Source organism: Streptomyces fradiae, from assembly GCF_041270065.1.
Lineage (GTDB): Bacteria > Actinomycetota > Actinomycetes > Streptomycetales > Streptomycetaceae > Streptomyces.
Genome location: NZ_CP065958.1, coordinates 1,503,943 through 1,521,040 on the forward strand (window position 1 = coordinate 1,503,943; position 17,098 = coordinate 1,521,040).

16 protein-coding genes and 1 tRNA gene are annotated in these 17,098 nt (G+C 73.4%); 7 read left to right on the forward strand and 10 right to left on the reverse strand.

What is annotated here, in order from left to right; translation table 11 throughout:
• Positions 1 to 11: 11 nt before the first annotated feature.
• Both JAO84_RS06675 and JAO84_RS06680 read left to right on the forward strand, forming a co-directional pair.
• Positions 12 to 1,616 carry a glycerol-3-phosphate dehydrogenase/oxidase gene (locus JAO84_RS06675; RefSeq protein WP_265865536.1) on the forward strand — a complete coding sequence of 535 codons (1,605 nt, stop codon included), beginning with the start codon at positions 12 to 14 and terminating at the stop codon, positions 1,614 to 1,616.
• Between the two features lie 174 nt (positions 1,617 to 1,790).
• The gene (locus tag JAO84_RS06680; protein WP_370411284.1) at positions 1,791 to 2,846 is read left to right on the forward strand and encodes a PAC2 family protein; all 1,056 of its coding nucleotides are present in this window, start codon (positions 1,791 to 1,793) and stop codon (positions 2,844 to 2,846) included.
• Between the two features lie 47 nt (positions 2,847 to 2,893).
• On the opposite strand, the gene mshC is transcribed toward JAO84_RS06680, so the two are convergent.
• The 4 genes from mshC to JAO84_RS06700 form a co-directional block, all read right to left on the reverse strand.
• On the reverse strand, positions 2,894 to 4,123 hold the full coding sequence (gene mshC / locus JAO84_RS06685; protein ID WP_370411286.1) for a cysteine--1-D-myo-inosityl 2-amino-2-deoxy-alpha-D-glucopyranoside ligase: 1,230 nt from the start codon (positions 4,121 to 4,123) through the stop codon (positions 2,894 to 2,896).
• 179 nt (positions 4,124 to 4,302) lie between these two features.
• A complete protein-coding gene (locus tag JAO84_RS06690; protein ID WP_370416670.1) occupies positions 4,303 to 5,139 on the reverse strand; it encodes an SCO1664 family protein in 837 nt (278 codons plus the stop codon).
• Positions 5,103 to 5,693 carry a DUF3090 domain-containing protein gene (locus tag JAO84_RS06695; protein WP_370411288.1) on the reverse strand — a complete coding sequence of 197 codons (591 nt, stop codon included), beginning with the start codon at positions 5,691 to 5,693 and terminating at the stop codon, positions 5,103 to 5,105. The genes JAO84_RS06690 and JAO84_RS06695 overlap by 37 nt, the downstream gene beginning before the upstream one ends.
• Positions 5,694 to 5,829: 136 nt before the next feature.
• Positions 5,830 to 6,519, reverse strand: a complete 690-nt coding sequence (locus JAO84_RS06700) for a histidine phosphatase family protein (RefSeq protein ID WP_265865541.1) — start codon at positions 6,517 to 6,519, stop codon at positions 5,830 to 5,832.
• A 117-nt stretch (positions 6,520 to 6,636) separates the two neighbouring features.
• Between JAO84_RS06700 and JAO84_RS06705 the strand changes: the two genes are divergently transcribed.
• The gene (locus JAO84_RS06705) at positions 6,637 to 7,629 is read left to right on the forward strand and encodes a magnesium and cobalt transport protein CorA (RefSeq protein ID WP_370416671.1); all 993 of its coding nucleotides are present in this window, start codon (positions 6,637 to 6,639) and stop codon (positions 7,627 to 7,629) included.
• A 74-nt stretch (positions 7,630 to 7,703) separates the two neighbouring features.
• On the opposite strand, the gene JAO84_RS06710 is transcribed toward JAO84_RS06705, so the two are convergent.
• Positions 7,704 to 8,513, reverse strand: a complete 810-nt coding sequence (locus tag JAO84_RS06710) for a ferritin-like domain-containing protein (protein WP_370411290.1) — start codon at positions 8,511 to 8,513, stop codon at positions 7,704 to 7,706.
• A 276-nt stretch (positions 8,514 to 8,789) separates the two neighbouring features.
• Complete coding sequence (locus JAO84_RS06715; protein ID WP_265865543.1) at positions 8,790 to 9,842, reverse strand: LLM class F420-dependent oxidoreductase; 1,053 nt, start codon at positions 9,840 to 9,842, stop codon at positions 8,790 to 8,792.
• 184 nt (positions 9,843 to 10,026) lie between these two features.
• On the opposite strand from JAO84_RS06715, the gene JAO84_RS06720 reads away from it, so the two are divergent.
• Positions 10,027 to 11,013 carry an aldo/keto reductase gene (locus JAO84_RS06720; RefSeq protein WP_370411292.1) on the forward strand — a complete coding sequence of 329 codons (987 nt, stop codon included), beginning with the start codon at positions 10,027 to 10,029 and terminating at the stop codon, positions 11,011 to 11,013.
• Positions 11,010 to 13,148 carry a helix-hairpin-helix domain-containing protein gene (locus JAO84_RS06725; RefSeq protein ID WP_370411294.1) on the forward strand — a complete coding sequence of 713 codons (2,139 nt, stop codon included), beginning with the start codon at positions 11,010 to 11,012 and terminating at the stop codon, positions 13,146 to 13,148. Before JAO84_RS06720 ends, JAO84_RS06725 begins: the two co-directional genes overlap by 4 nt.
• Positions 13,149 to 13,275: 127 nt before the next feature.
• Here the strand turns inward: JAO84_RS06725 and JAO84_RS06730 are convergent, their stop codons facing one another.
• The gene (locus tag JAO84_RS06730) at positions 13,276 to 13,908 is read right to left on the reverse strand and encodes a hypothetical protein (protein WP_265865546.1); all 633 of its coding nucleotides are present in this window, start codon (positions 13,906 to 13,908) and stop codon (positions 13,276 to 13,278) included.
• 47 nt (positions 13,909 to 13,955) lie between these two features.
• On the opposite strand from JAO84_RS06730, the gene JAO84_RS06735 reads away from it, so the two are divergent.
• Positions 13,956 to 14,144: a DUF5703 family protein gene (locus tag JAO84_RS06735; RefSeq protein ID WP_265865547.1), complete on the forward strand. Its 189-nt coding sequence runs from the start codon at positions 13,956 to 13,958 to the stop codon at positions 14,142 to 14,144.
• A 58-nt stretch (positions 14,145 to 14,202) separates the two neighbouring features.
• On the opposite strand, the gene JAO84_RS06740 is transcribed toward JAO84_RS06735, so the two are convergent.
• The 3 genes from JAO84_RS06740 to JAO84_RS06750 all read right to left on the reverse strand — a co-directional run bounded on the left by JAO84_RS06740 (position 14,203) and on the right by JAO84_RS06750 (position 16,786).
• A complete protein-coding gene (locus tag JAO84_RS06740) occupies positions 14,203 to 14,979 on the reverse strand; it encodes a chaplin family protein (RefSeq protein ID WP_370411297.1) in 777 nt (258 codons plus the stop codon).
• Positions 14,980 to 15,091: 112 nt separating this feature from the next.
• The gene (gene chpH / locus JAO84_RS06745) at positions 15,092 to 15,325 is read right to left on the reverse strand and encodes a chaplin ChpH (RefSeq protein WP_370411299.1); all 234 of its coding nucleotides are present in this window, start codon (positions 15,323 to 15,325) and stop codon (positions 15,092 to 15,094) included.
• Between the two features lie 135 nt (positions 15,326 to 15,460).
• Positions 15,461 to 16,786 (reverse strand): M20/M25/M40 family metallo-hydrolase, encoded by a 1,326-nt coding sequence (locus tag JAO84_RS06750; RefSeq protein ID WP_370411301.1) that lies wholly within the window; start codon positions 16,784 to 16,786, stop codon positions 15,461 to 15,463.
• 183 nt (positions 16,787 to 16,969) lie between these two features.
• Between JAO84_RS06750 and JAO84_RS06755 the strand changes: the two genes are divergently transcribed.
• Positions 16,970 to 17,057 (forward strand) — tRNA-Leu (locus tag JAO84_RS06755).
• Positions 17,058 to 17,098: the final 41 nt, after the last annotated feature.

Sequence of the window (17,098 nt, forward strand, 5' to 3'; positions counted from 1 at the left end):
AGCAATTCGCGATGACCACCCTGCAGAGCCTCCCCTCCCTGGGGTCGCACCCGGCTGCCGGTTCCCTTCCGACCCGCGCCGAGACCAGGGAGCAGCTGTCCAAGGCGACGTACGACCTCCTGGTGATCGGCGGCGGCATCCTGGGCATCTCCACCGCCTGGCACGCCGCGCAGTCCGGGCTGCGGGTGGCCCTGGTGGACGCCGGCGACTTCGCCGGCGCCACCTCCTCCGCCTCCTCCAAGCTCCTCCACGGCGGTCTGCGCTACCTGCAGACCGGCGCGGTCAAGCTCGTCGCGGAGAACCACTTCGAGCGGCGCGCGGTCTCCCGGCAGGTGGCCCCCCACCTGTCCAACCCGCTCACCTTCTACCTGCCCGTCTACAAGGGCGGCCCGCACGGCGCGGCCAAGCTCGGCGCCGGTGTCTTCGCCTACAGCGCGCTGTCCGCGTTCGGCGACGGCGTCGGCCACCTGCTCAGCCCCGCCAAGGCCGCCCAGGACGTGCCGGAGCTGCGCACCGACAACCTCAAGGCGGTCGCCGTCTACGGCGACGACCAGATGAACGACTCGCGCATGGCGCTGATGACGGTGCGCGCCGCCGTCGACGCCGGCGCGGTGGTCCTCAACCACGCCGAGGTCACCGGTCTGCGCTTCACCCGGGGCCGGGTCACCGGCGCCGAGCTCCGCGACCGGATGTCCGGCGAGGAGTTCGGCGTCGACGCCCGCCTGGTGCTCAACGCCACCGGCCCGTGGGTCGACCACCTGCGCAAGATGGAGGACCCGAACGCGGCGCCCTCCATCCGGCTCTCCAAGGGCGCGCACCTGGTGCTCAAGCGCACCTCCCCCTGGAAGGCCGCGCTCGCCACCCCGATCGACAAGTACCGGATCACCTTCGCCCTCCCCTGGGAGGACATGCTCCTGCTCGGCACCACCGACGAGGAGTACGAGGGCGACCCGGGCGAGGTCGCGGTCAACGACAAGGACATCGCCCAGATCCTGGACGAGGCCGCCTTCTCGATCCGCGACCAGCAGCTCGACCGCTCCCTGATCACCTACGCCTTCGCGGGTCTGCGGGTGCTGCCGGGCGGTCCCGGCGACACCTCGAAGGCCAAGCGCGAGACGGTGGTCACCGAGGGCCGCGGCGGCATGCTGTCGGTGGCCGGCGGCAAGTGGACCACCTTCCGGCACATCGGCCGCACCATCATGAAGAAGCTGGAGGCGCTGCCGGGCCACCCGCTCGGCGAGGACTACGAGTCGGTCTCCACGCTGCCGAAGCGGCTGCCGCTGCCCGGCATAGCCAACCCGAACGCGGTGGCCCACCGGCTGCTCGTGGACGGCCCGGCGCCCGGCCCGCGGATGTCCGCCGACACCGCCAAGCACCTGGCCACCCACTACGGCTCGCTGGCCTTCGACATCGCCCGCATGGCGAACGAGAACCCGGAGCTCGCCGAGCGCGTCCACCCCGACGCCCCGGAGATCTGGGCCCAGGTCGCCTACGCCCGCGACCACGAGTGGGCGGAGACCGCGGACGACGTGCTGCGCCGCCGTACCACCCTGACCATCCGCGGCCTCGCGAACGACGAGATCCGCGGCAAGGTCGAGGACATGCTGCGCAAGTAGGGCGCCGGACCCCGTCCGGGGCGGTGTAAGGGGCGGTCTCCCTGGGAGGCCGCCCCTTACGCGCGTGCCCCGTGTGCGGAGACCGGTTCCTGGGTAGTCGATCAAGGCCGACGAGACGTCCGGAAGGCATAGGGTTGGTCCGTACGACAGGAACTTCGACGAAGGAGGCGCTGGGTGATCGAGCTCGAGGGGGTTCCCGAGCTGATCGACCCGGTCATGGTGGCCGCGTTCGAGGGGTGGAACGACGCCGGTGACGCCGCCTCAGCCGCGGTCGCGCATCTGGACCGGGAGTGGAAGGGCGAGGTGTTCGCGGCGCTCGACGCCGAGGACTACTACGACTTCCAGGTCAACCGTCCCACGGTGTGGCTGGACGGCGGCGTCCGGAAGATCACCTGGCCGACGACCCGGCTCTCCGTGGTCCGGATCGGCGGCGAGAAGCCCCGGGACCTGGTCCTGGTGCGCGGCATCGAGCCGTCGATGCGCTGGCGTTCGTTCTGCAACGAACTGCTCGGCTTCGCGCACGAACTGGGCGTGGAGATGGTGGTGATCCTGGGCGCGCTGCTGGGCGACACCCCGCACACCCGTCCGGTGCCGGTCAGCGGGGTCACGTCCGACCCGGACCTGGCGCGCACGATGGATCTGGAGGAGACCCGCTACGAGGGCCCGACCGGCATCGTCGGCATCCTCCAGGAGGCCTGCACGCACGCCGGGGTGCCGGCGGTGAGCCTGTGGGCGGCGGTGCCGCACTACGTGTCGCAGCCGCCGAACCCGAAGGCGACGCTCGCGCTGCTCAACCGGCTTGAGGACCTGCTCGGTCTGCGCATCCCGCTGGGCGAGCTGCCCGAGGACGCGCGGGCCTGGCAGGTGGGCGTGGACCAGCTGGCCGCCGAGGACAGCGAGGTCGCCGAGTACGTGCAGACCCTGGAGGAGGCGCGGGACACGGCGGAGCTGCCGGAGGCCTCCGGCGAGGCCATCGCCCGCGAGTTCGAGCGCTATCTGCGCCGCCGCGAGCCCGGTCAGGGGCCGGGCCAGGGCGTGGCGACGGAGGGCGGCGACACCTCGTACCTCCGGGACACCCCGAGCGGCCGGACCCGCCCGCCGAAGCCCCAGCAGCCGGGCCCGGAGGCGGTCCCGGGCACGGACTCCGGAACGGACCCGGAGCCGCCGCAGGACGAGAACGGCGGGGAGTCCGCCGGCGAGGAGGAGTCCCCCGGGGACTCGAAGGAGTGATCTCGGGTACGGGAGGGGTGGCGCGGCCGCCCCTCCCGTACCGCTTTCTACAGCGCGACGCCGAGAAGGGCGTCGACGGCGCGGGAGACGAGACCGGGGGCGGACTCCTCGGTGCCGCCGTCGGCCTCCTGGCGGGCGGCCCAGCGGTCGACCGCGGCGAGCGCGGCCGGGGCGTCCAGGTCGTCGGCGAGCGCCTCGCGGATCTCCTCGACGAGCGCGTCGGCGGACGGGCCGTCGGGGCGCGAGACGGCGGCGCGCCAGCGGCCCAGGCGGGCCTCGGCGTCCTGGAGGACCTGGTCGGTCCACTCCCAGTCGGCCCGGTAGTGGTGGGAGAGCAGGGCGAGCCGGATGGCGGCCGGGTCGACGCCCTCCTTGCGGAGGGTGGAGACGAAGACCAGGTTGCCCTTGGACTTGGACATCTTCTCGCCGTCGAGGGCGACCATGCCGGCGTGCACGTAGGCCTTGGCCATGGGGAACTCGCCGGTGAGGGTCTGGGCGTGGGAGGCGCCCATCTCGTGGTGCGGGAAGATCAGGTCGGAGCCGCCGCCCTGCACGTCGAAGCCCATGCCGAGGTGGTCGAGGGCGATGGCGACGCACTCGATGTGCCAGCCGGGGCGGCCGGGGCCGAGGCTGCCGCCGTCCCAGCTGGGCTCGCCCTCGCGGGCGGCCATCCACAGCATCGGGTCGAGCGGGTTCTTCTTGCCCGGGCGGTCCGGGTCGCCGCCGCGCTCGGCGGACAGGTGGCGCATCAGCTCGGTGTCGTAGTTCGACACCTGGCCGAAGTGCGGGTCGGCCTCGACGGAGAAGTAGATGTCGCCGTCGAGCTCGTAGGCGGCACCGGAGTCCCGCAGCCGCTCGACCAGCGGGACGATGCCGGGTATCGCCTCGACCGCGCCGATGTAGTGCTGCGGGGGCAGCATCCGCAGGGCGGTCATGTCCTCGCGGAACAGGGCGGTCTCGCGCTCGGCGAGGCCAACCCAGTCGATGCCGTCGCGGAGCGCCCGCTCCAGGAGGGGATCGTCCACGTCGGTGACGTTCTGGACGTAGTGGACCTGCCGCTTGGTGTCGAGCCACACGCGCTGAACGAGGTCGAACGCGTTGTAGGTCGCCGCGTGACCCATGTGGGTCGCGTCGTACGGCGTGATGCCGCAGACGTAGATGCGGGCGACGGGGCCGGGGGCGAGGGTCACTCGTCCACCGGTCGCGGTGTCGTGAATCCGGAGGTCGCGGCCCTTGCCGGGCAGGGCGGGGACCTCAGAAGCGGGCCAGGCATGCATGTCCTGAGCGTAACCGGACAGGTGTTCCGGATACGAACCGCATCCAGGATCTTGGCCGAGGAGGCGGTCTTGCGCGCAGGCCGGCTTCCATGCATGGCGCGACATACCCCCGGGGGGTGTACCACGCTCTGGGAAGGTTGGCCGAAAAGCATCGGCCAAAGGGTGAAGTAGCTGGTCGGCTACACCGGGGGCCAGGGAATGGCCGGCCACTGCCCCGAGGGTTCGGGATGCCTCCCGGTCCCGCGCAGCACCGCCACCCGCTCCCGCAGGGCGGCCACCTCGGCCGCGGTCAGGAGCGCGCCGAGCCGTTCCGCCAGCGGAGTGCCGGGCGCCAGGAGCGCGTACAGACGGGTGAGGACCGTCACGGCCTCGTCCGTCAGGTCCTCGCCCGCCCAGCCCCACAGCAGGGTGCGCAGCTTGTCCTCGACGTGGAACGAGACGCCGTGGTCGATCCCGTACAGACGCCCGTCCGGCGCGGGCAGCAGATGCCCGCCCTTGCGGTCGCCGTTGTTGATGACCGCGTCCAGGACGGCGAGCCGGCGCAGCTCGGGGGTGTCGGCGTGCACGAGCAGCGCGGTGCGGTCCTCGGCGATCTGCGCGGGCCCCACGGCCTTCCACCCTTCGCCCGCCTCGTCGTCCTCGACCAGGGCGAGCAGCTGCGCGGCCGGGTCCGGCTCGACCCACAGCTGGACCATGCCCTCGCCGTACGGCCCGTCGCGGAGCACGGTCGGCGGGACCAGGCCCCAGCCGGTCGCCTCGGACAGCTCGAAGGCGGCCACCTCGCGCTGGGCGAGGGTGCCGTCCGGGAAGTCCCACAGCGGGCGCTCCCCCGCGACCGGCTTGTAGACGCAGTCGGCCCGCTCGCCCTCGTACACGACGGAGCAGAACAGCACCGCGTTGGACGCCTCGCGGACCCGGCCGACGACGGTCAGCTCCCCCGCGGTGAGCAGTTCGATGGTGGTCGAGGTCCCCTGGCCGCTCATGCGCCGCGACGGTATCCGTTCTGGCGGGGGCAGACATGGCCCTCGGGGTCGAGCGGGAGGCTGCACAGCGGGCACGGCGGCCGGCCGGCGTTGACCACGTCGAGGGCGCGCTTGGCGAAGGCCCGGGCCTGCGCGCCGGTGAGCCGGACCCGCAGCATCGGCGGGCCGTTCTCCTCGTCCTGGAGCAGCCGCTCCTCGGCCTCGGCGAGGTCCTCCTCGGAGTCCGCGTCGAGCTCGACGAGCGCCTGCGCCTCGACGATCATGCGCTGTTCCTCGCCGTCCCAGGCGAGCGCCATGGTGCCGACCCGGAACTCCTCCTCGACGGGGGTGTCCAGCGGGGCGGTGTCCGCGTTGTCGGCGGGGGCGACGGCCGGCACCGGGGCGTTGCCGCCGGTGCGGCGCACCACCTCGTCGAGCAGTTCGTCGATCCGCTCGGCGAGGGCCGCGACCTGTGACTTCTCCAGGGCGACGCTGGTGACGCGCCCGGCCGCGGACGCCTGCAGGAAGAACGTACGGCGGCCAGGCAGCCCGACCGTGCCGGCCACGAACCGCTCCGGCGGGTCGTAGAGGAACACCTGACGGGACACGTTCCTGACTCCCTCGGGTCTCGACTGTCTCGACTGTCTCGGCTGTGGGTGCCGCGGGCCGTGGGCGGTGCCGCTGCCGTCGGCGGTCGCGCAGCAGCGGGCTACCGCGGCGCGTCCACCCTACTGCGCGGATGGATCACGGTGCGCCCGCACCGCCCCCGACCTCCGCCGCCCCCTCGGCGGCCGGGGTCTCGCGCGGGGCGAGGCCGGACAGGTCGCCGGTGTCGCCGAGGCGGAGCAGAAAGGGCCGCAGCCGGGTGTAGCGGATCGCGGTGACCGAGCAGGGGTCCACCTGGATGCGCTGGAAGAGGTCGAGGTGGAGGCCGAGGGCGTCGGCGACGATCGCCTTGATGATGTCGCCGTGGGAGCACATCGCGAAGACGGCGTCCTCGCCGTGCTCCTCCTCGATCCGGGCGTTCCAGTCGCGCACCGCGTCCACGGCGCGGGCCTGCATGGCGCGCAGGGACTCGCCGCCGGGGAAGGCGGCGGCCGAGGCGTGCCCCTGGACCACCTGCATCAGCGGCTCGTCCATCAGCTCGGCGAGCTTGCGGCCGGACCAGTCGCCGTAGTCGCACTCGCTGATCCGCTCCTCGGTGTGCAGCGGCACTCCGGGGCGGGCGTCGAGCAGCGGGCGCACGGTCTCCCGGCAGCGCTGGAGCGGGCTGGAGACGACGGCGGCGAGCGGCACTCCGGCGAGCCGCCCGGGCAGCGCGGCGGCCTGCGCGGCGCCCCGCTCGTCGAGTGCGATCCCGGGCGTCCGCCCGGCGAGCACTCCGGAGGTGTTGGCGGTGGAGCGTCCGTGCCGTACGAGGATCAGGGTGGCCATGGGGGCCAGCGTAGGCGTCCGCACGCGCGCGTGGGGACGGGCGGTGGGAGCGGTCCGGTACGGCGGGGGCGCGGCTCCCGGCCCCGGCGGATGCGCCCGGGCGCCGACCGGGGGACAATACGGCCCGTGATCGTGGACTCTGCCATCTACCGTGCCGGGCGCAGGACGAAGGGCCCCACCGACCTCTCCGACGCGCTGGCGGAGGCGCGGGCGACCGGTGACGCCTTCCTGTGGGTGGGTCTCCACGAGCCGACGGAGGCCGAGTTCAGCCATGTCTCCGAGGAGTTCGCGCTGCACCCGCTGGCCGTCGAGGACGCCCTCAAGGCACATCAGCGGCCCAAGCTGGAGGTGTACGACGACTCGCTGTTCGCGGTGCTCAAGCCGGTCGTGTACGAGCCGGAGAGCGACCGGGTCTCGTCCGGCGAGCTGATGCTCTTCATCGGCGACTCGTTCGTGGTGACCGTGCGGCACGGCGTGGGCTCGCCGCTTGCGGCCGTCCGCAAGCGCCTGGAGGCGGAGCCCGAGGTGCTCAGGCACGGGCCGACCTCGGTGCTGTACGCGATCAGCGACGCGGTGGTGGACCACTACATCGAGGTGGCCGGGGAGCTCCAGGTCGACCTGGAGGAGCTGGAGGCCGACGTGTTCGCGCCGGCCGGCGGCAATCCGCCGCGGACCGCGGAGCGGATCTACACCGCCAAGCGGCAGGTCCTGGAGTTCCGCCGGGCGACCGGGCCGCTGGCCGGTCCGATGGCGCGCCTCGCGACCGGCTCGGTGCCCTTCGTGCACGAGCACGCGATGCCGTTCTTCCGCGACGTCCAGGACCATCTGCTGCGCGCCAACGAGCAGGTCGAGGGCCTGGACCGGCTGCTCTCGGACGTGCTGTCGGCGCACCTGGCGCAGATGGGCGTGCGGCAGAACGACGACATGCGCAAGATCTCGGCCTGGGCCGCCATGGCCGCGGTCCCGACGATGGTCGCGGGGATCTACGGCATGAACTTCGACCACATGCCGGAGCTGCGCTGGGTGTGGTCGTACCCGGCGGTGATCCTGCTGATGGCGGGGATCGTGACGGGTCTGTACCGGCTGTTCAAGCGGCGCGGCTGGATGTGAGCCCCCCGGCTTCCCGGGGGATCACAGGGTTCACAGAGGTTTACGGGCCGTCCGGCTCAGAAGACCGGGCCGCTTCAGAAGGCCGGGATCGGGGCGGTTGGCCCTCCCCCTGCCTCCGGCGGGGGGACCCCCAGGGCGTCGCGGCGCTCGGGCATCCGCAGGTCGACCATCTTGTGCCAGCCGGCCGCCCGCTCCCACGCGTACATCCCGTGGATGCCGGCGGCGAGGGCGGTGGCCTTGGCCTTCGGCCAGCGCAGGATGCGGCCCATGTGGCTCATCACAGCGAGGCTGACGTCGCGGTAGACCTGGATCTCGACGAGCGCGGACTCCCGGAGGGTGCGCTGGATGAGCCGCCCGTGGCCCTCGTAGTTGAGGCGCAGCAGCTCCTCGTGGCAGTACGAGAGGTGGTTGGTCTCGTCGTTGTCGATCATGCGGATGGCCTTGCCGAGCTCGGGGTGGTCCCCGAAGTACTTGACCAGCATGATCATCTGGTCCGCGGCGCGCTGCTCGGTGACCCGGCTGTGCGCGAGGTAGACGACGATGTCCTCCTCGGTCAGCGGCTCGTCGCGGCGCAGCTTGTCGTGGGCCAGGCCGATCCCGCGCCGCTCCAGGAGCATCGTGTAGTCGGTCTCGGGCGGCACGGGCACCGGTTCGAGGCCGCGCTTCTTCAGCAGGGCGTTGAAGATCCGGCCGTGCTTGTCCTCGTCGGCGCCGTGCCGGACGATCTTGGGAGCCATGTCCCGCATGCCGGGGGCGACGAGGGCCGCGATCCGGCCGTTCTCCCAGCCGCCCTGGGCCTCGCCACTGGCGGCGATGGAGCAGAAGAGCCGGAACGAGTCGTCGTTGTCGATGATTTCCTGGAACAGGCCTTTGGCCGTGAGCATGCCTGCCACCTCCATGCGGACGTCCGCACTCCGCACGCCCGTGGAGTACGAGTCAAGTGCGCCGAGCCGGGTCGGGCAACAGGAGGAGGGCGGACGCTGCGCCGAACGAGGCAGCGCGCGGGACAGCGGCCGGGGCGCACGGGGCGCGGGGGCGCGTAACTCCGGTCGCCCTCGCGCGTTGTGCTCCATGACGGCCGTGGCGGGGAAGACCCCCCGAGCCCCCACCACGGCCGCGGAGTTCTCGTTGTCGTTCTCCGTACGGTGCGCGAGGCCGCGTTACGACGCGAGGCCGGCCCGCTCCAGCGCCTCCACGCCCGCCCGCAGCGCCGCGAGCCGCTCGTCGAGCGTGAAGCCGGCCGGGGAGAGCGTCAGGGTGGTGACCCCGGCGGAGGCGTAGGCCTTCATCCGGTCGGCGATCCGGTCGACGCCGCCGAGCAGCGCGGTCTGGTCGATCAGCTGGCGCGGCACGGCCGCCGCGGCGCCCTGCTTGTCGCCGGACAGGTACTTCTCCTGGATCTCGGCGGCGGCCTTCTCGTAGCCCATCCGCTGGGCGAGCTGGTTGTAGAAGTTCTGCTTGCGGCTGCCCATGCCGCCGACGTACAGCGCGGTGTAGGGGCGGAACATGTCGGCGAGCGCGTCGATGTCGTCGCCGAGCGCGATCGGCAGCGTCGGGTGGACGTCGAAGCCGTCCATCGTCAGTCCGGCCTTCTCGCGGCCCGCGCGCAGGTGGCGAAGGGTGGTCTCCTCCAGGTGCTCGGCGGCCGGGAAGATGAGCAGCGCGCCGTCGGCGATCTCGCCGGTCTGCTCCAGGTTCTTCGGGCCGATGGCCGCGATGTAGAGCGGGATGTGCGGGCGGGTGGGGTGGACGGTGAGCTTGATCGGCTTGCCCGGGCCGTCCGGCAGCGGCAGCGTCCAGTGCTCGCCCTGGTGGGTGAGGCGCTCGCGGGTCATCGCCTTGCGGACGATCTCGACGTACTCGCGGGTGCGGGCGAGCGGCTTGTCGAACTTGACGCCGTACCAGCCCTCGGAGACCTGCGGGCCGGAGACGCCGAGGCCGAGCCGGAAGCGGCCGCCGGAGAGCGAGTCGAGGGTGGCGGCGGTCATCGCCGTCATCGCGGGCTGCCGGGCCGGGATCTGCATGATCGCCGAACCGACGTCGATCCGCTCGGTCTTGGCGGCGACCCAGGAGAGCACGGTGGGGGCGTCGGAGCCGTACGCCTCCGCCGCCCAGCACACGTCGTAGCCGAGGCGGTCCGCCTCCTGGGCCACGGCCAGGTTGTCGCCGTCCATGCCCGCGCCCCAGTAGCCGAGGTTGATGCCGAGCCGCATGCCACGTACCCCTTACCCATCGGTAACGTCCCTGTGCGGGGACTCTAGCGCGCGGCCCCGGCATTCGTCAGGAGCCGATCGGGCACGGGTCGGCGCGGGGCGCCGGCTCCTCGAACGGGTGGCCTGTGGACAGGTTGTCCACAGGGTCTCTCCGCGTGGTGCCGTGGCCAGTAATCTCGCGGCCATGGAGCAGAGGCATCTCGGACGTACCGGCCTGCGCGTGTCCCGGCTCGGGCTCGGCACCCTCACCTGGGGCCGGGACACCGACGAGCACGACGCGGCCGAGCAGTTGAAGGCGTTCTGGGACGCGGGCGGCACGCTCGTGGACACCGCGGACGTGTACGGGGGCGGCGAGGCGGAGTATCTGCTCGGGCGGCTGATCGACGAGCGGTCCGGTCTGGTGCCGCGCCGCGACCTGGTGATCTCCACCAAGGCGGGCAGCGTGCCCGACCCGGACCGGCGCACGGACGGCTCGCGCGGGCATCTGCTCGCCGCGCTCGACGCCTCGCTCGCGAGGCTCGGCACGGACTACGTGGACCTGTGGCAGCTGCACGCCCCGGACCCCCACACCCCGCTGGAGGAGTCCCTGCAGGCCCTCGACATCGCGGTGCGCACCGGCCGCGCGCGCTATGTGGGGGTGGCCGGCTTCTGCGGCTGGCAGCTGGCCAGGGCCGGCACCTGGCAACTGGCCGGGGACCGGACGCGGCTGGCCGGGACGCAGATGGAGTACTCGCTGCTGCAGCGGGGCGTCGAGCGCGAGGTGCTCCCCGCCGCGCTCGACCTCGGCATCGGGCTGCTGCCCTCCTCGCCGCTCGGGCGCGGGGTGCTCACCGGGAAGTACCGGCACGGCACCCCGGCCGACTCGCGCGGCGGCTCGGAGGCCCTGGCGCCCTTCGTCGAGCCCTATCTCGACGACACGGCGGGCCGGATCGTGGACGCGGTGCGCACGGCCGCGGACGGTCTCGCCACCACCCCGCTGCATGTCGCCCTCGCCTGGGTCCGCGACCGCCCCGGGGTCACCGCCCCGGTCGTCGGCGCGCGCAACGCGCAGCAGCTCGCGACCGCTTTGTCAGTGGAGAGCCTTAGTCTTCCTGACGAGATCTGCCGGGCCCTCGACGACGTGTCGGCGCCCGTGCACCGCTATCCGGATCACGACTGGAGCACCTTGTGACCGAGCCTTCCGGCGACACCGCGCCGCCCGAGGCCGACGAGCCCACCGCCGACGCCCAGGAGGCGCCCGCCGCACCCGGCACGGAGCCGGAGCCGGGTCCGGAGGAGCCCGGGACCGAGGAGCCCGGGACCGCCGAGGCCGGCGCCACGGAGGCCGGAGCGGAGGGCGCCGAGCCCGGGCTTTCCGAGGCGCAGGCGGAGCTGGCCGCGCAGCGGGAGCTGCGGGAGAAGATCGAGCGGCGCAAGGCGGAGCGGGGTGCGCCCGTCGAGGCGGGCGGCAAGCTGACGGGCACGGCCGCCGACCTGCTCGCCGCCGTCCGGGCGGTGGAGAGCGGCGAGAAGCCGGTCTCGGTCCCGCGCGCCGCGGTGCCGATTCCCGCGCCCACGCCGGAGCGGACCGCCCCGGCGGCGCCGCCGGAGACGACCGTGCGCCCGCCGGCCCCCGAGGCGCCGGTGGCGACCGAGGAGACCACGGAGGCCGTCCGGCAGGTCCTCCAGCGCGGCGGGGCCCCCGAGACGCTGGCCGCCCCGGTGGCCGCCGTGCTCGGCGAGGGCGCCGCCCGGGCCCTCGCGGACGACCCCTGGCAGCTGCTCGCGGTGCCGGGCGTGCGCCCCGAGCAGGCCGACGGCTTCGCCCGGGCGCTGCTCGGCGCGGAGTGCGGCCCCGCCGACCCGCGCCGCGCGGTGGCCCTCACCGCCTGGCTCCTGGAGCAGGCGGTCCTCAAGGGGCACACCGCCCTGGAGATCGGCGCCGTCCGCGACGCCCTCGCCCGGCTCTCGGTGCCCGAGCCGGACAAGGCCGTCGACCTGGCGGTGTCCGAGGCCGCCATCCTCGTCTTCCAGGAGGAGGAGCAGGAGGAGCCGGAGGACGAGACCGAGACCGAGGGCGAGGCCGCCGCCGCGCCGGCCCCCGGCCCCGAGGTGCCGGTGCTGCTCGGCCTGGAGCGGTACGCGCTCGCGGAGGAGAGCCTGGCCGACGGGCTCGCCCGGCTGATCCGTACGGCCGAGGCGGCCGAGTGGGACGGCCCCGAGCTGGCGCGGGCCGCCGGGGCGCACGGGCTCGTGCTGCACACCGGCGGCGAGGCCGCCCGCGCCGAACCGGCCGCGCTGGCCGAGGCGGCCCGCGCGCGCGGCCTGCGGGTCGCGCTCGCGGCGCACACCGCGCGGGACGGCGCCCTGCCGGTGGCCGCGCTGCTGTCCGGCGCGGCCGGACCGGGCCGGGACGCCGAGGGCACCCTCGCCCTGGACCTGCTCGTGGTCCTGGACGCGCCGCAGCTCGACGTGGAGACGGCGGCCACGCTGGTCGAGGCGCTCCCGGACGGCTGCCGCCTGGTGCTCAGCGGCGATCCGTACGTCCTGGGCGCGGCGGGCCCCGGCAGGGTGTTCGCCGATCTGCTCGCCGCGAAGGTGACCCCGCAGATCGCCTCCCGGGTGCCCGACCCGGGCCCGATCGGCGAGCTGGTCTCGGGCATCGGCGCCGGCGAGCTGAACCAGGTGGCCGCTCCCGGCAAGGAGGTCGTGATCGTCCCGGTCCGGGACGCCGGCGAGGCGGTGCACCGCACGGTGCAGCTGGTCGCCGACTCGATCCCGCGGGCCATCGGCGTACCCACCGAGCAGACCCAGGTGATCACCGTGGGCCATGGCGGCTCGGCCGGCACCCGCGCGCTGAACGCGGCGCTCAAGGAGCGCCTCAACCCCGGCCCGGGCCGCTTCGGCGGCTTCGACCCGGGCGACCGGGTGGCCCACTCCCCCGCCCCTGGCCGGACGGTGACCGGCACGGTCGTCTCGGCCGACGCCGAGGGCCTGCACCTGGACTGCGCGGGCGAGCGGGTCGTCGTACCGAAGGAGCGGGTCGAGTCCGCGCTGCGGCACGGCTGGGCGCTGACCGCGCACCAGGCCGCCGGGGCGCGCTGGCCCGCGGCGGTCGTGGTGCTGCCCGGCGACGCGGCCGGCGGCCTCACCCGCTCCTGGGTCTACACGGCCTTCGGCCGCGCGGAGCGCCATCTGTCCGTGGTCCACGGGGTCGAGCAGGCGCTGCCGAGGGCGGTGGCCGAGGGCCGCGAACCGGAGCGCACGACTCGGCTGCGGCCCCTCCTGGAGGCGCTGCTGCACGAGGAGGACGAGGCCGGGGCGTAGGCCGGGTCTTCCCGACGTAGGCCGGGTCTTCCAGATCTCGCCGTCCGGGCATGGACAAGGGCGCCCTCCCCGCTCGCCGCGGGGAGGGCGCCCTGTGCGTGACGGGCCGGGCCCGGCGGGCCCGGGCTCAGGCCTGGGAGACCCGGGCCGCCGGTTCCTCCTCGTCCGTCTCGTCGTCGAAGACGGCGCTGATGTCGAAGCGGCACACGAGGTGCTCGGGGTCGGCCTGGTCGAAGGGGGCGTTCAGCCACTCCCCCGGTTCGGGCAGGTCGTCGGCGGCCTCGACCCAGAGGGTGGAGTCGCCCTCCTCCAGGCCGAATTCCTTGTGCCGGGACGCGATTTCGTCAGGTTCGTACTCGCCGAACACGATCCCGAGCGCCGCGTGCGTGGTCCCCGCGCCCTCCTCCCGGTCCAGGTCGGTGACCCGGCGGGCCTGGGCGATCAGGCGCTGCGGCTCGACCACGGCGTAGTCGCGGCGGATCAGCACGCTGAGGGCATGCGGCTCCTCCGGGCCCGCGTAGGGCGGCAGGGAGTCGTCGGCGCCCGGGATCTCGAAGGGCGTGACCTCGTCGTACCGGTCGTAGAGGGCCTCGTCGTACGCCTCCGCCGCCGCGGCGAGCGCGTTGAAGGCCTCGTAGACGGCCGGGTCGTCGTCCCCGGTGCGGCGTTCGACCGCCGCGAGGTGACGGTCCAGTGCGGCTTTGACCGCCTCGGCGGCGGCGCGTACCTCGGCAGCGGTGGGCTGCGCAGCATCAGACATAGGACAGACGCTATCCGTACCGGGCCCTTGGCCGCACAATAGATGCGATGCCGGAATACGAATTTGTCGACGTGTACGTGCCGCGTGGCGTCTCCCGCAAGGAGACGACGCGGCTCCTGACCGACCATGCCGAGTACGGACACTGGGAGTTGGACCGCCTGAGCCTGCGCCGGGACGGCAGCCGCAGGGTACGGCTGAAGCGCCGCATCATCCGTCAGATCCGCGCCACCTGGTGACATGAGGAAGGGGCCCCGCGACCGCGGGGCCCCTGCTTTTCTCGCGCTGCGGCCGGGACTAGGCGGCGCTGCGGGCCCGGCGGTAGATCACCGAGCCGGCGAGCAGCAGGCCGGCGCCGGCGGGCACGATCAGGCCGAGCGGACCGGCACCGGTGCTCGCGAGCTCCTCGGTGGGCCCGTTCGGCGTGAGGGACCGCGTACTCGGCGTGTTCGGCCCGTGCGAGGCGCCGGGAGTGCCCGGGTGCTCGCCCTCGCCGCGCGGGGGCGTGCTCGGGGTGCCGGGCGTCTCCGGCGTCCCCGGGGTCTCGGGCGTGCCGGGGTGTCCCGGGGTGGTCGGCTCGACGCCGTAGCCGCAGTCGTTGCCGTAGGCCGCGTTGCCGGCACCGACGCCCGTGACGCTGTTCCCGCAGACGTTGACGGGGGCGTCGATCGGGACCTCGACGGTGTTGCCGGAGCCGACGCCCGGGGAGTCGGAGCCGTGACCGCCTGCCTGGGAGCCGCCCTCGTCGCCGTAACCGCCGGGGCTCCCCGGGCTGCCGGGACCGCCGGGGCTGCTGGGACCGCCCGGCGCTCCGGAACCGCCCTGGTTGGCACAGGAGTTGCCGGACACCGGGTTCAGCAGTCCGATGACGGAGACGGTGTTGCCGCAGACGTTGACCGGCGCGTGGACCGGGACCTGCACGGTGTTGCCGGACGCGACGCCCGGCGAGTCGGCCGCGGCGCCGCTCGCGCCGGACGAGGCGTGGGCGTAGCCCCCGCCGAGGGCGATCATGCCGCCGGCCGCGGCGACCGTGATGATGCTCTTGCGCGTGATGACGCGTGTGACCTGTCGCATTGTGGGTTACCTGCTTCTCGGCTCGTGACGAAATGGCCACCGGCCCCGGAGTGCATGGCACGCACTCCGGGGCCGGTCCGGGCTCAGACCCTCAGGGGGTCGAGACAGAACGTCAGGCGTTGACGCAGGTGTTGCCGAAGGACGGGTTCAGCAGCCCGATGATGGACACCGTGTTGCCGCACACGTTCACGGGAACGTGAACCGGCACCTGGACGACGTTGCCCGAGAGGACACCGGGGGAACCGATGGCCGCACCCTGGGCACCCGCGTCGGCGACGGCCATGCCCGCACCCGCGAGAACGAGACCGCCGGTGGCAGCCGCAGCAGCGACGACCTTCTTGATCATTATTCCTCCTTGTTGGCAAATGCGGTCCCAGCCGCGGACCGCACCACCTGTAACGAGGGGGAATCTTGGGGGCTACGAGCCCCCTCGGGCATTCACTCTTTCCGGTGCCTCGTGGACGCGCGGTCGATTCCGCGCTCAGCTCGCGTCGAGGAAACGGTCCAGGACGCGGACGCCGAACTTGAGCCCGTCCACCGGGACCCGCTCGTCCACCCCGTGGAACATGCCGGCGAAGTCCAGCTCCGGCGGCAGCTGGAGCGGCGCGAAGCCGAAGCAGCGGATGCCGAGGTCGTCGAAGGACTTGGCGTCGGTGCCGCCGGAGAGCATGTACGGCACGGCCCGGGCGATCGGGTCCTCGGCCCGCAGCGCCACCTGCATGGCGTCGACCAGGGCGCCGTCGAAGCTGGTCTCCAGGGCCTTGTCGCCGTGCACGTCCTCGCGCTTCACGCGCGGGCCGAGGATGCGGTCGAGGTCGGCCAGGAACTCCTCCTCGTATCCGGGCAGGAAGCGGCCGTCCACGTGCGCGGTGGCCTGGCCGGGGATGACGTTCACCTTGTATCCGGCGCCGAGCATGGTGGGGGCGGCGGAGTTGCGCAGGGTGGCGCCGACCATCTTGGCGATGCCGCCCAGCTTGGCGAGGGTGGCGTCCATGTCCTCGGGGTCGAGCGGGGTGCCGAGGGCGTCCGAGAGCTCGTCCAGGAAGGACCGCACGGTCTTGGTGACCCGCACCGGCCACTGGTGGCGGCCGAGCCGGCCGACGGCCTCGCACAGCTCGGTGATCGCGTTGTCGTTGTTGGTCATGGAGCCGTGCCCGGCGGTGCCCTCGACGGTCAGCCGCATCCAGTGCATGCCCTTCTGGGCCGTCTCGACCAGGTAGAGCCGCAGGTTCTCGTTGACGGTGAAGGAGAAGCCGCCGACCTCGCCGATCGCCTCCGTCACACCTTCGAACAGATCGCGGTGGTGGTCGACCAGATGGCGGGCGCCGTAGGTGCCGCCGGCCTCCTCGTCGGCCATGAAGGCGAGGACGACGTCGCGCGGGGGCTTGCGGCCGCTGCGCATCCGCTCGCGAACGACCGCGAGGGTCATCGCGTCCATGTCCTTCATGTCGACGGCGCCGCGGCCCCACACGCACCCGTCGGCGACCTCGCCGGAGAAGGGGTGGTGGGTCCAGTCCTCCGCGTTGGCCGGCACCACGTCGGTGTGCCCGTGGATGAGCAGGGCCGGCCGCGAGGGGTCCTCGCCCTCGATCCGGGCCACGGTGGAGGCCCGTCCCTTGTGCGACTCGATGATCTTCGGCTCCAGGCCGACCTCGGCGAGCTTCTCGGCGACGTACTCGGCCGCCGCCCGCTCGCCCGGCCCCGAGTGGTCGCCGTAGTTGCTGGTGTCGATACGGATGAGGTCCCGGCACAGGTCGACGACCTCGTCCTCGCCCGTCAGGCCCCGGCCGGTGTTCGACTCGCTCACGCTGTTCCTCCCGCTGCGCGCCCCATGACTGTGGTCCCCCTATCCTCGCCCGCCGCCCCGTCCCGGCCCAAGGCCCCCCGCCCCGCGGCACCGGGGCGGCCCCGGGGTGGTGATCGACCGCCCCAGATGTTTGCTATGGTTTTCCTCGTCGGAAGGGGCCGAGAGCCCCGGAGGACACACCCCGTCCGGGTGGCGGAATGGCAGACGCGCTAGCTTGAGGTGCTAGTGCCCTTTATCGGGCGTGGGGGTTCAAGTCCCCCCTCGGACACCAGCCGAAAGGCCCCACAGCGATGTGGGGCCTTTTCGCATGTC